At 49.4% G+C, this 12349-nt stretch carries 13 protein-coding genes; 5 read left to right on the forward strand and 8 right to left on the reverse strand.

Features of this window, described 5'->3' with window-relative positions; translation table 11 throughout:
* Positions 1 to 127: 127 nt before the first annotated feature.
* The 7 genes from cimA to ACQ5DJ_RS08300 form a co-directional block, all read right to left on the reverse strand.
* Positions 128 to 1750, reverse strand: a complete 1623-nt coding sequence (gene cimA / locus ACQ5DJ_RS08270; protein ID WP_429842021.1) for a citramalate synthase — start codon at positions 1748 to 1750, stop codon at positions 128 to 130.
* Positions 1751 to 1868: 118 nt separating this feature from the next.
* Positions 1869 to 2708, reverse strand: coding sequence for an alpha/beta hydrolase (locus ACQ5DJ_RS08275; RefSeq protein WP_429842022.1), 840 nt, complete (start codon positions 2706 to 2708; stop codon positions 1869 to 1871).
* Between the two features lie 104 nt (positions 2709 to 2812).
* The gene (locus ACQ5DJ_RS08280; RefSeq protein WP_429842023.1) at positions 2813 to 3904 is read right to left on the reverse strand and encodes a YheC/YheD family protein; all 1092 of its coding nucleotides are present in this window, start codon (positions 3902 to 3904) and stop codon (positions 2813 to 2815) included.
* Between the two features lie 120 nt (positions 3905 to 4024).
* A complete protein-coding gene (locus tag ACQ5DJ_RS08285; RefSeq protein WP_429842024.1) occupies positions 4025 to 5215 on the reverse strand; it encodes a M20 metallopeptidase family protein in 1191 nt (396 codons plus the stop codon).
* A 75-nt stretch (positions 5216 to 5290) separates the two neighbouring features.
* Positions 5291 to 6289 carry a histidinol phosphate phosphatase domain-containing protein gene (locus ACQ5DJ_RS08290; RefSeq protein ID WP_429842025.1) on the reverse strand — a complete coding sequence of 333 codons (999 nt, stop codon included), beginning with the start codon at positions 6287 to 6289 and terminating at the stop codon, positions 5291 to 5293.
* Between the two features lie 153 nt (positions 6290 to 6442).
* Positions 6443 to 6919, reverse strand: coding sequence for a dihydrofolate reductase (locus ACQ5DJ_RS08295; RefSeq protein WP_429842026.1), 477 nt, complete (start codon positions 6917 to 6919; stop codon positions 6443 to 6445).
* Complete coding sequence (locus ACQ5DJ_RS08300; protein WP_144613138.1) at positions 6916 to 7710, reverse strand: thymidylate synthase; 795 nt, start codon at positions 7708 to 7710, stop codon at positions 6916 to 6918. The genes ACQ5DJ_RS08295 and ACQ5DJ_RS08300 overlap by 4 nt, the downstream gene beginning before the upstream one ends.
* 107 nt (positions 7711 to 7817) lie before the next feature.
* On the opposite strand from ACQ5DJ_RS08300, the gene ACQ5DJ_RS08305 reads away from it, so the two are divergent.
* Both ACQ5DJ_RS08305 and ACQ5DJ_RS08310 read left to right on the forward strand, forming a co-directional pair.
* Positions 7818 to 9257: a PLP-dependent aminotransferase family protein gene (locus ACQ5DJ_RS08305; RefSeq protein ID WP_429842027.1), complete on the forward strand. Its 1440-nt coding sequence runs from the start codon at positions 7818 to 7820 to the stop codon at positions 9255 to 9257.
* Positions 9258 to 9374: 117 nt separating this feature from the next.
* Complete coding sequence (locus tag ACQ5DJ_RS08310; RefSeq protein WP_429842028.1) at positions 9375 to 9575, forward strand: hypothetical protein; 201 nt, start codon at positions 9375 to 9377, stop codon at positions 9573 to 9575.
* A 117-nt stretch (positions 9576 to 9692) separates the two neighbouring features.
* Here the strand turns inward: ACQ5DJ_RS08310 and ACQ5DJ_RS08315 are convergent, their stop codons facing one another.
* Positions 9693 to 9899 carry a cold-shock protein gene (locus ACQ5DJ_RS08315; RefSeq protein WP_392428351.1) on the reverse strand — a complete coding sequence of 69 codons (207 nt, stop codon included), beginning with the start codon at positions 9897 to 9899 and terminating at the stop codon, positions 9693 to 9695.
* 124 nt (positions 9900 to 10023) lie between these two features.
* On the opposite strand from ACQ5DJ_RS08315, the gene ACQ5DJ_RS08320 reads away from it, so the two are divergent.
* From ACQ5DJ_RS08320 to ACQ5DJ_RS08330, 3 genes are all read left to right on the forward strand, one after another.
* Positions 10024 to 10503, forward strand: coding sequence for a hypothetical protein (locus tag ACQ5DJ_RS08320; protein ID WP_429842029.1), 480 nt, complete (start codon positions 10024 to 10026; stop codon positions 10501 to 10503).
* Between the two features lie 185 nt (positions 10504 to 10688).
* A complete protein-coding gene (putP, locus tag ACQ5DJ_RS08325; RefSeq protein WP_429842030.1) occupies positions 10689 to 12152 on the forward strand; it encodes a sodium/proline symporter PutP in 1464 nt (487 codons plus the stop codon).
* An 85-nt stretch (positions 12153 to 12237) separates the two neighbouring features.
* A complete protein-coding gene (locus ACQ5DJ_RS08330; protein ID WP_429842031.1) occupies positions 12238 to 12330 on the forward strand; it encodes a DUF3951 domain-containing protein in 93 nt (30 codons plus the stop codon).
* Positions 12331 to 12349 lie beyond the last annotated feature (19 nt).

Below are 12349 nucleotides of genomic sequence, written 5' to 3' on the forward strand. Positions count from 1 at the left end.
CAAATAGCGAAGAACTGCTGATAATTTATCATTTGCAGTAAACTTAGACAAAAAAACTGCACCTCCAACTGTTAGATGTGTCTAACAATTGGGGTGCAGTTCACAAATGCCCGGGCTGGTTTCTTTATTAATGATTTACAATCCCTACGCGCGTCCCAGAGGAAGCAAGGCTTCCGACTTCCTCGCAGCCTTCCTTCCAGAGTAAGTAACGGATACTGTCTGCCAGCGCTTCCCAGCTCGCCTCGATGACGTTGGTGGAGACGCCGACTGTGCTCCATTTTTCGCCGTTGCTCGAGGATTCGATTAGGACACGTACTTTTGCGGCGGTTGCACCGTTTTCATCCAAGACACGCACCTTGTAATCTTCCAGCTGCATTTTTGCAATGCACGGGTAGTAGCCTTCCAACGCTTTTCGCATCGCATTGTCCAGTGCGTTCACCGGGCCATTGCCATCAGCGGCCGTATGGACAGACTCCCCGTTCACACGTAGCTTCACAGTCGCCTCAGACGTGATCGATTGGACGGCTGCCTTTTCCAGCATGATTTTGAAGGAGTCTAGATTAAACAGGTTTTTCAGCTTGCCGGAGGCTTCCAGCAGCATCAGCGTTAGCGAAGCCTCTGCTCCCTCGTATTGATAGCCTTGGAATTCGCGCTCTTTGATGTGTGTAATGATTTCTCTCGCCTTTTCGCGATCCAGCGACAGATCGATCTCTAGCTCTTCCATTTTGGCGAGCAAATTGCTTTGTCCAGCGAGTTCTGAGACAAGTACGCGACGTTTGTTGCCGATGTTTTCCGGCTCGATGTGCTCGTACGTTTTCGGATCGCGCATCACGGCGCTTACGTGAATACCACCCTTGTGAGCAAAAGCACTATACCCTACAAACGGCTGGTTGTTCGGCATCGTCATGTTGGCAATTTCCGCTACATAGCGCGACAACTGTGTCAGCTCCTGCAATTGATCAGTTCTCACACAATGATAGCCCAGCTTGAGCTGCAAATTCGGAACCACGGAAATCAGGTTGACGTTCCCACAGCGCTCACCGATGCCGTTAATGGTTCCTTGTACTTGCTGTGCGCCCGCTTGAATCGCAGCTAGTGTATTGGCAACTGCCACTCCGCTGTCATTATGCGGATGGATGCCTACAGGCGTCCGCAGATGGCCCACAGTCGTTTTGACAATATCATAGACTTCATGCGGCAGCGTCCCGCCGTTTGTATCACAGAGAACAATCCAGTCAGCTCCAGCTTCTTCTGCCGCTTCCAGCACCCGCAATGCATAGCGCGGATTCGCCTTGTATCCATCGAAGAAATGCTCTGCCAAAAAGAGAGTCGTCAGTCCGTTTTCTTTTAAAAATGCGACCGAATCAGCGACCATGCGCACGTTTTCTTCCAATGTCGTCTTGAGAGCATCTGTCACGTGCAAGTCCCATGATTTCCCGAAAATCGCCGCCGCGCCTACCCCGCTTAAGATCAACGCTTGCAGATTGTCATCATCCGCCGCAGCTACATTCGGTCTACAGGTACTGCCAAAAGCCGTTACTTTTGCGTGCTGCAGCGGAATCTCCCGGATACGCTCAAAAAAAGCCATGTCCTTTGGATTGCTGCCCGGCCAACCGCCTTCAATAAAATCGATACCAAACTGATCCAGCCGCAGTGCGATCTTTATCTTGTCTTCTACCGACAGGCTGATCCCTTCTCCCTGCGTACCATCTCGCAGGGTCGTATCATACAGATACACCTTGCTATTCATGTTTCTTCTCCACCTGTTCCGTTATTTTTCTGAATAATCACATCATTCAAACCGTTAGACGATACCCAGTATACCACAGCCCAAATGGAAAGAAAACGCAGGAAAATAGAGGTTTTTTCTATGTCCGTGGGGTGCGGACAAATACGGCGGTTTGCTTGATCGCAGCTTCCAACGGAGCCGATGTTCCTGCAAACGGATGACGCGTGTTAAATGTATGATCTCCGCCTTCTATCCAGTGCAGCTCGCTGTTTTTGGCAACCTCATGAATTCTTTTTGCACCCTCTACCAGACGGACATAATCTTTTTCTCCTGTGATGATGCACAGTGGTTGTTCCATCGTAGAAACACGTTCCAAAATATCGTATTGTTGGCGATTGTTGTCCACGTCCTCGATCACGACTCTGGTAATTGGCATATCTTGACCAGTTCTCGCATTCGCTATGTATCCGACGCCTGTCTCTTCTATTTCTTGGCGCAGCTTCTTGTCGAACAAATCCACATGAGCGATTCCGTTCCAGGTCACAATCCCTGCCACATGCGGGTTGTTTGCTCCGAATAAAATCGCGTCACCGCCGCCCTTGCTGTGTCCCAATACATACAGCTTCGTTTTGTCCACATAATCGGGTACAGGAAGCTCGCCTGACAAAATCCGTTCGGTCAAGGCTTCCAAATCAGCCAGTTCACGCGCATACGTATTGCGCCCGAATTTCTCCAGCTCATCGAACTCCGTCAAGCTCTCCCCTACGCCATTGCAGCTAAAGTTAAAGCGAATCGTGGTAATGCCTTGCTTGGCCAGCTCATCAGCTGCGTAAGGAAAGCTTCCCCAATCTTTGAAGCCTTTAAAACCATGGCAGAACAGCAGCAGTGGCTGTGCTGAGCCTGCCGCTTCCTCCGTATGAATGTCTCCTCGCAGCGTCAAATCCTCGTCGAGCGCGATGGAAAATGATTGCTTTTGCATGTGCGCTTCACCTCTTGTGTATTTTTTTATTATTATGACGTGTCCCCCTCTGAAAAGAAACGGAAATACCAAAAAAAGAGACCTTCCTCTATGGAAGATCCCCTTTAGATAACTGCATTATTTTTATTAACAAGATACAACGCGTACTCCAACGGCCGTCGAACCGCCATCTTATATCGCCTGTGTTGACGCATCTGCTTAAAAATTTCTCTGCCTGGCTTCGGATTGATTTCGATAATCCAAACCTTCCCGTGAACATCAATCCCCAGGTCAAAGCCAAACTCCATCATCGGACCGAAATGCTCTTCAATGCGTGTGACAGTCTTGATCGCGAGCTCCTTGCATTCCAGTACAATCCGCTCTGCCACTTCCTGACCAAATCGTTTGACCAAAAAGGAAACAGCAGGCAAAGCGGTTCCCCCTCCATGCAAATTCGAGGTGGACGATTGTATCGGCCCAACGCGAATGCCCATCCCGGTCAAACACCATTGACCATTCCCGTCCTTTTGCACAAGCAGGCGAGCATCTACTGTTCGCTTGGGAACCAGTGACAACCGTAGCCCCTGCTGAAGAAAAAACTGCTCGTTTCCGCTCTTTTCATTCTTCATCCAATGCTCCAGCCGCTCGCATACCTCTGTGAGCGTCCCCATTTTTTCGCAGCTTTTGGCTTGCTGCTTGGTCCTACCATGTAAAAGGTAACGACCTGCTCGTTTCTCTACACGCAGTATGCTTCTGCCACCTGTGCCGTTTGTCGGCTTGAGATAAACCAGACGATGATCGGCAAGCATCGCGGCAAGCATTTTTCTGTCGTAGGGGAGTGTTTCTGGAAGCCAGCGCTGTAGCTCAGGATCTTGTATCAAAATCTGATGAACGACATATTTGTTTGAGAAGCGGTTATTCGCATAACGAAACCAGTCTTGCTTGCGAAATGGCAAATAGGCACGATGCTTGGGCAATGGATAGTAGCGATAGCGGTCGATGACGATATCGGGCCAGGCAAAACACTCTCGTCTCCACTTCGTGCCATCTGGTACATAGCCGTTGATCCTCTTTTCTGCAAACTGGACATCCTGTGGGCTAAACAAAAAAACCTCTGCGCCCATTTCTCGTCCTTCCTCTACCAGCCTTCGCAAAAAGCCGGGCTCGACAAAGCCTGATTCTCCTCGGTAGGTCAGTACGCCTATCCGTTTTCTCACCGAAAGGCCACTCCCTCCCTTATTCGATTTTCTAGCTAGCCTCGTATAGCTTATGGTTGAAAGCAAAAAAAGCGCCTTTGTCCTATGTAGGCAAAAGCGCATCTTTCATGAGTTTTCTTATTATTGATGTGTTTCCAAATAGTGCAGCGCTGTTCGTCCCAAGAGCTCGCCTGCAATCAGCATGGCATCCTCGTCAATATCAAAGCGGGGATGATGATGCGGATATGTCGCCAGTTTTTCCGGATTGCCTGCCCCTACGAACAAGTAAGCGCCGGGCACCTTTTCCAAGTAGTAAGAAAAGTCCTCGCCACCCATCAACGGCTTCATCGATTCCACACGACCAGCTCCGAATGCCGCAATGGCTGCTTCCTGTGCGATTGCTGTTTCTTTTTCATGGTTAATGACGGCTGGATACCCTCGATCGTAGACAACCGTAGCACTGCCTCCCATCATGGTAGCTGTCCCCTCCGCAATTTCTGTCAGGCGCTGCTCCGCACGATCGCGGACGTCTGGCAAAAAGGTGCGGACAGTCCCTGTCAAACGACAGCTATCTGCGATGATGTTCGTACTTTCTCCGCCACGGAACGTCCCCACGGTCACGACCACACTCTCCAACGGGCTGACGTTGCGGCTGGCGATCGTTTGCAGATGACCGACAATTTGTGAACCGATCACAATAGAGTCGACGGTTTCTTCTGGAACAGCACCGTGTCCCCCTTTTCCTTTGATCTCGATGGAAAAGTCGTCCGTATTCGCCATGAGCGGACCTGCACTAATATACACCTTCCCCACCGGGAACATCGACCAGAGATGAACGCCAAAGATCGCATCGACGCCATCTACAGCACCATCCTGAACCATTTGGATAGCTCCGCCCGGATTTTCCTCTTCCGCATGCTGAAAGACAAAGCGAATTTCTCCGGCAAACTGCTCCCGATGTGCTGCCAAAACAGAAGCGAGTCCTAACAGCTGAGAAGTATGCGCATCATGTCCACACGCATGCATGACGCCGGGTACGGTAGATTTATACGGCACCTCTTTTTGATCCTGAATCGGCAATGCGTCAAAATCCGCACGCAACGCGACGACCTTTCCCGGGCGACCTCCGCGCAAAACGCCGATGACTCCTCTGCCGCCAACTGCGGTGCGAACCTCATCAAAGTGAAGTCCTCTCAATATTTCGGCAATAAGGGCTGGGGTCTTCTCCTCTTGAAAGGAAAGCTCGGGATGCTGGTGCAGATGACGCCTCCAGCTAATGATTTGCGGCTCCATCTCTTTGAGTAGCTCTTTTAATTGTTCCTGCAAGGCCATGGTTCTTATTCCTCCCACTGGATGCACCATTCTTCTTTCATCATAGCAGAATCATGGGCCAAATGGGGAGCTTGACTAATCCAGAGCGAGCATGCTGCGTTTACGCTTCTCAAAAACCGCAAAGCTCGTATAGCCTACTCGTTTCAACTGTGCTCGAGCCTCGTCCAACTGCTGACCGACTTGATCAGGTGCAGTAGCACTAGACGCCAAGGTAATGGGCACCTCATTCTGGAACAAAATTTCTAGAAAGCGATAACTGGGCGAAAATTCCCGGAGCTGACTCACCAGACCGTAACCGGTATTGATTTCCGTCGCAATCCCCCTGCGTCCAAGAGCTCGAGCCACACGCTGATAATACGGCAATAGTGCCGTTTCATCTGGTCGCACACCAAACGCTTTGATGCCATCGATATGGGCAATGACATCGAATAACTGCGATTCGATCGCCTGCTCCAGCTTATCAAAATAAAGGCTGTACAATCCGATTAGTTCCTGTCTTCCAAAGCGTTCTCGTGCATCCTGGATCGAATAGCCCCACCCTTCCAGAAAATGCACGGCCCCAATGCACACATCCCAAGGATATTGATTGATGACATGCCGCAGTGTCTCTTCTCCACCTGCAAAATAATCCAGTTCAATTCCGACACGCAGATCAATCCCGTCCTCCGCCCAACGAAGCCGCTCTTTTTGTAGGAAAACAACAAAGCTGTCCAGAGAGTCATTTGCGACCTGAATCAGCCATTTGCGCTGTGCCGTCCCCAAGCGATCAGAGCCGATGTGCACATGCTGTTCGTAGTACGGCCGATACTCGAGAAAACGGTATAAGTGCTCGACCACGCATACTTGCTGAATCCCCGCCTGTTTGGCACGTAATCGATACAATTCAAGCCAGTCCCGTGAATACGGGCCTTGTTGAAGGCGCTCTGCCAACCCATTGATCAGCATACTCGCCCATTTTCGGCTCCCCTTCATTTCGGCATGCTCCACGAGAGGACGCAATGCTTCCGCCTGTTTGAGCAACCAGTCCAGCGAATACGGTCCTTCCTCCAGATGGACGTGAAAGTCTACCTTCATCCCGATCACCTCCTTGGGTTCGTCCCTGCTATTTTCTATCGTTTATATGCATGTGATTCCATACATATGTCGAGTATTCACATGACGAACGAACTAGCAAAAGAGGTGAAAAAGGAACAAAAAAATGCCTCAGCAACGAGGCATTTTCGATTATCAGCTATTTTTTCGTTCATACACGTAAAACGCATGCGGATGAACGTTCTTCTCATCCACGATACCCTCACGCTTGTCCACCAAGGTGTAAGCATCGCGATCCCATCCTGGGAAAAACGTATCGCCCTCAGTTTCCAAATCGATCTCCGTAATGTACAGCCGATCAACGACATCGAGGAACTGGCGATAAATTTCCGAGCCACCAAAGATGATGACATCACCCAGTGCGAGCACTTCTTCCTTCGTATGGACGACATCTACACCTTCAGGGTGAAAGTCCTGGCTGCGTGTCAGAACGACATTTCTGCGGTTAGGCAGCGGCTTGCCAATCGATTCGAACGTTTTGCGTCCCATAACGATCGTTTTGCCTGTCGTTAATTCCTTCACATTTTTCAAGTCAGCAGGTAGGTGCCACGGCATGTCGCCATCTTTTCCGATGACTTGGTTGCGGGCATAGGCAACAATCAGGCTGATCATACGGCCACCTCGCCTTTGATGTGCGGGTGGGATTCGTAGCCGACGATTTCAATATCTTCGTATTTGAAGTCAAAAATCGAAGTCACTTCTGGATTGAGCACGAGCTTCGGCAGTGGTTTCGGCTCGCGAGTGAGCTGGAGCTTGACCTGCTCGATATGGTTGAGATACAGATGAGCATCTCCGATCGTATGAACAAAATCGCCCACTTCAAGTCCAGTGACATGCGCCACCATATGCGTCAGCAATGCGTAGGAAGCGATATTAAACGGCACACCCAAAAATGTATCGCCACTGCGCTGATACAGCTGGCAGGATAGCTTGCCATTCGCTACGTAAAACTGGAACAACAGGTGACAAGGCGGCAATGCCATTTTGTCCAATTCAGCCGGATTCCACGCGCTAACGATCAAGCGACGAGAGTCCGGATTGCGTTTGATCTCATCAATGATCCATTGAATCTGGTCCACTGTTTTGCCGTCGCGTCCCGTAAAGGAACGCCATTGGCTTCCGTATACCGGGCCCAAATCTCCGTTTTCATCGGCCCATTCGTTCCAGATCCGCACGCCGTTTTCCTGCAAGTAGCGGACATTGGTATCGCCTGATAAAAACCAGAGCAATTCATGGATGATCGATTTCATATGCAGCTTTTTCGTTGTGACCATTGGAAAGCCTTCACTCAGATCAAAACGCATCTGATGCCCAAAAACACTGGTCGTTCCGGTGCCTGTCCGATCCTCTTTTGTGACACCCTCATCTAAAATGCGCTGGCATAAATCCAGGTATTGTTTCATCGTCCATCTCTCCTTCCATCTCATCTATTTTACCTGACCCAGACGAAAATGAAAGATCGGAATGTCATGATATAATAAATGGATAAATGTAGAAAGCGGGATTCGTGATGGATGGTATATCTTCTACGGCTACAAAGCCCTTATATAAACAAATAGCAGAGCAAATCGAGCAAAGAATCAGCAGTGGTGAATTCGGTCCTGGCAGCTATTTACCCTCGGAGCGCACGCTGGCCAAGGAACTGAACGTCAACCGTTCGACCGTTGTCGCTGCATACGATGAGTTGCAAGCAGCAGGTATGATCGAGCGCATTCAAGGAAGTGGTACCATTGTCAGCCAAGATATTTGGGGACTCGCACGGACACGCGTTCCGAACTGGCGTCATTTGACGGAGTCAGGGTCGTTTCGCCCGAATTTACCGTTGATTCGCAAAATTCGTCGTGAAACACAGGAAAATGACTTGATCGATTTGGCGAGTGGCGAGCTCTCGACCGATCTCGTCCCGAATCTAACACTTCAGCAGCTCATGACCCCAGAGGATTTCCCCGCTCATCTCGGCTATGAGCATCCGCAGGGCAATTGGGCTTTGCGAGAGACATTGAGTCTCCATATGAAAACATGGCGAAGCATCTCGGCACCTGCAACCTCAATCATGATCACGTCAGGAGCGCAGCAGGCCCTTCATCTCGTCGTTCAATGCTTGTTAAAGCCAGGGGATGCCGTTGCCATTGAGGAACCGTCTTACTGTTATTCCTTGCCGCTTTTTCATTCCGCTGGCTTGCGTACGTTCTCGCTGCCTGTAGACCGGGACGGAATCGACCCGAAGCACTTGGCCCAGTTACACCGACAACATCGCATCAAAATGGTTTTTCTCAATCCGAATTATCAAAACCCGACAGGGACGCTGCTTTCATTGGAGCGTCGCCAGGAATTGCTCGCGTTCTCCTATGAAAACGGGATTCCGATCATCGAGGATGATCCATACAGCTTGACCAGTTTTTCGAGAGAGCCCGTCCCAACCTTAAAATCGCTGGATCAACACGGAACAGTACTCTACATCAGCTCTTTGACTAAAATCGTAGCCTCAGGTCTGCGGATTGGCTGGATCGTCGGGCCCCCTACGGTTATGGAAAGACTGGCAGATGCGAAACAGCAGTTTGATTTTGGACACAGCATTTTTCCGCAATGGCTGGCGAATCGCTTTCTCGGATCGCCTCAGTTTGCGAGTCACATTGATCTTTTGCGAACAGAGCTGTCCTTACGGCACGATCAGCTTGTCTCCTCGCTTCAAGACAAGTTCGGTGACCAAGTAGAAATGGTCGGTTCAGAAGGAGGCATTCACCTGTGGTGCAAATTCAAAGGGGAATGGAGCGGCGAAACTCTTCTCACAGAATCAGTCAAACGGGGAGTTGTCTTCGTGCCAGGACATCTTTTCGGGGCAGAGCAAGGCTATGTCCGCTTCACCTTTGGCAGAGCTACCACAGATCAGATCCCTGAGGCAGTTTCGCGCTTAGCGGATGCATTCATGGCAAGTGGATGGGCAAAATAATCCCCAAGTGGATGGCAACATTTTTATGCGGTCGGTATATGATCGAAGTAGGCTACCGTATGCATCCTCGTGTATATCCAGCAGGATGACTGTGCCATACAGAAAGGACTGGCTGTTATGAGTATTTTGCCTTTCATTATTGCTATTATTGTACTTGTTCTTATAGGTCTGGTCGTTACGATTAAAATCGGAATTAACCCAACCGAAGCCAAAGTACGGGGCTTTAAACAACGCTCCCGCAATTTGTTGATCATTTACGGCATCATTACGATCGCTCTGGTCATTGCTCTGTCAGTCTTTCTCTACAACAACCTTTGATCCAATCCCGAACGCAACATGACATAAATAAGACGCCGTCTGCCTTATACAGGTATGACGGCGTTTTTGAATCGAAGGAAGTCCTTCGTCATGTGTGTTTAGAAGATGATACCTCTTTTACACGACATTCTTCGCTACATTGGCTGCTTGCAGCCCCCGCTGACCATTCACAATCTCAAAAACCACCTGCTCGCCTTCCTCCAAGTTCCGGTAACCTGACCCCGTAATCGCAGAATAGTGTACGAATACATCAGGTCCTCCATCGCGCTCAATAAACCCATAACCCTTTTCTTTGCTGAACCATTTTACTTTCCCTTGAATCATTGTGTTTCCTCCCTGTAATCAGTGCAGCTCTTACGCTTACCCCATCATATGCGGATGCGAAGTCAGAGGATATACGGTAAAATAAATAAAGTAAGAATCGTCACGCCAGAAAGGAGTGAACCACATGAAAGAAGTTTTGATTGTTGCATGCGCATTGCTGCTCACTGCCTGCTCCGAAATATCCGAAGGGGTCCAAACCGCCCAGCAAGCAGTAGAAACAGGTCAGCAAGCGATTGAGACAGGCAAACAGGCTGTCCAAGCGGGACAACAAGCTCTCGAAGCCGGCAAGCAGCTGGCTGAGTCTGAAGTCGCCAAACAATTACAAACATACCTCCAGCAAAAATACGAATCCTCTGAGGCATTGCGTAATGCCATGTTCAGCGGAGATGGTCAGTTGCTCGTGGAAGAATTGCAAAAGACCGAGCTAGCGAACTTCAGCTTTTACAAATCTGACATGTTTGGTGTTGAATATACAGGCACGCTCTCTGCCGATGGTACTTTCAAAGTCCTTAAGCACGATTTGAACAACCAGGGTGCGGAGCCTACTGTCGTAAAGGAATTTAAAGTAACACTCGACGGAAACGGTCAGGTTCAAGTTCAATAATTTTGGAAAACGTTTCAAGACAAGCCTGCGATCTCTTCGCGGGCTTTTTCGTGTTATTAAAAAACTTTTTATTGAGGCTCGACAAAATTTTCTGTGTTTCCTTATAGATTTTTATAATCGGGCATGATAACGTGTAAGATGTTCATATAAATTTCATAAATACTAAACACAACGAGGTGATGCCAATGAATATGCTGCTCGCATCTATTATTGTGTACATGGCAGGTATGTTGTTAATCGGCTATTATGCCTACAAACGTACCTCCAATCTGACCGACTATATGCTTGGTGGTCGATCGCTGGGTCCAACTGTAACCGCTCTCAGCGCGGGTGCATCCGATATGAGTGGCTGGTTGATGATGGGTTTGCCAGGTGCCATGTTTGCCCAAGGTCTTAGCGCATCCTGGATTGCCATCGGTCTAACTCTTGGCGCTTATGCCAACTGGCTGTATGTCGCTCCTCGCCTTCGTTCGTATACGGAGGTTGCCAACAACTCGATTACGATTCCTGCTTTTTTGGAAAATCGTTTCGGAGATGCGTCTCGGATGCTTCGTCTTGTCTCGGCTCTTGTTATTATGATATTTTTTACTTTTTACGTCTCGTCTGGTCTCGTGTCTGGAGGCGTGTTGTTTGAAAACACCTTCCACTTGAGTTATCAAACGGGACTATGGATTGTCGGATTGGTCACCATCGCCTACACATTGTTTGGCGGCTTCCTCGCTGTAAGCTGGACGGACGCTGTACAAGGACTCATTATGGTCATCGCGCTCATTCTCGTTCCGCTTGTGACCGTTCTTACAGCAGGCGGATTGGGAGAAACGTTTACGGAGATCCACGCTGTCGATCCCTCTTTGCTCGATATTTTTAAAGGGACGAGCCTGCTCGGCATCATTTCCTTGTTTGCATGGGGACTCGGCTATTTCGGACAACCGCACATTATCGTTCGCTTTATGGCGATCACATCCACGAGTGAGATTAAAAAAGCACGCAGCATCGGTATGGGCTGGATGATTTTCTCCGTCGCTGGCGCCATGCTGACAGGTCTCGTCGGTATTGCCCTGTACTCCAAGCAAGGCTGGACATTGAGCGATCCTGAGACGATCTTCATCCAGCTGGGGACGATCCTGTTCCATCCACTCATTACTGGCTTTTTGCTGGCGGCGATTTTGGCAGCAATCATGAGTACGATTTCCTCTCAGCTGCTCGTCACGTCCAGCTCCTTGACCGAGGACATTTACAAAACCTTTTTCAAGCGTTCTGCCACTGACAAAGAGCTGGTCACGATTGGCCGCCTATCCGTATTGCTCGTATCTGTCATCGCCTTCTTGCTCGCCTTGAATAAAAACGACACGATCCTCGATCTCGTCGGATATGCGTGGGCCGGATTCGGCGCTTCGTTTGGGCCTGTCATTCTGCTCTCCCTTTATTGGAAGCGAATGAACAAATGGGGTGCTCTCGTGGGTATGGTCGCTGGCGCGCTTACCGTTATCATCTGGACTCGTTTTGATGTGTTGAAGGCCTTCCTTTATGAGATGGTTCCCGGCTTTGCCATTAGCCTGCTCGCCATCGTGGTTGTCAGCCATTTGACCAGCAAGCCTTCGAATGAGGTAACCTCTCAGTTTGATGAGTACCAAAAAAGCATGAAATAATTCTTGCCGATAAAAACCAAGCAGCCTATGCGCTGGACAACTGCCCTGTCCCACGCCATAGGCTGCTTTTTTCTGTTGAAACTATTTGGGGCTTTTTGTCCAAAAGAAACCGGTCGAGCATTACTACACCCCGCTAGATCGCGTGTTCGGGCAAACGCCAGTTGAATTCCATGAGTGATGACAAGGATAAGAACGAG

The sequence above is a fragment of the Brevibacillus sp. FIR094 genome (assembly GCF_050477165.1).
Taxonomy (GTDB): domain Bacteria; phylum Bacillota; class Bacilli; order Brevibacillales; family Brevibacillaceae; genus Brevibacillus.

What these genes read in the sequence shown, in the direction of transcription:
- cimA (WP_429842021.1), bottom strand. Translation starts at nt 1,750, where the DNA reads ATGAATAGCAAGGTGTATCTGTATGATACGACCCTGCGAGATGGTACG.
- ACQ5DJ_RS08275 (WP_429842022.1), bottom strand. Translation starts at nt 2,708, where the DNA reads ATGCAAAAGCAATCATTTTCCATCGCGCTCGACGAGGATTTGACGCTG.
- ACQ5DJ_RS08285 (WP_429842024.1), bottom strand. Translation starts at nt 5,215, where the DNA reads ATGGCCTTGCAGGAACAATTAAAAGAGCTACTCAAAGAGATGGAGCCG.
- ACQ5DJ_RS08290 (WP_429842025.1), bottom strand. Translation starts at nt 6,289, where the DNA reads ATGAAGGTAGACTTTCACGTCCATCTGGAGGAAGGACCGTATTCGCTG.
- ACQ5DJ_RS08295 (WP_429842026.1), bottom strand. Translation starts at nt 6,919, where the DNA reads ATGATCAGCCTGATTGTTGCCTATGCCCGCAACCAAGTCATCGGAAAA.
- ACQ5DJ_RS08300 (WP_144613138.1), bottom strand. Translation starts at nt 7,710, where the DNA reads ATGAAACAATACCTGGATTTATGCCAGCGCATTTTAGATGAGGGTGTC.
- ACQ5DJ_RS08305 (WP_429842027.1), top strand. Translation starts at nt 7,818, where the DNA reads ATGGATGGTATATCTTCTACGGCTACAAAGCCCTTATATAAACAAATA.
- ACQ5DJ_RS08310 (WP_429842028.1), top strand. Translation starts at nt 9,375, where the DNA reads ATGAGTATTTTGCCTTTCATTATTGCTATTATTGTACTTGTTCTTATA.
- ACQ5DJ_RS08315 (WP_392428351.1), bottom strand. Translation starts at nt 9,899, where the DNA reads ATGATTCAAGGGAAAGTAAAATGGTTCAGCAAAGAAAAGGGTTATGGG.
- ACQ5DJ_RS08320 (WP_429842029.1), top strand. Translation starts at nt 10,024, where the DNA reads ATGAAAGAAGTTTTGATTGTTGCATGCGCATTGCTGCTCACTGCCTGC.
- putP (WP_429842030.1), top strand. Translation starts at nt 10,689, where the DNA reads ATGAATATGCTGCTCGCATCTATTATTGTGTACATGGCAGGTATGTTG.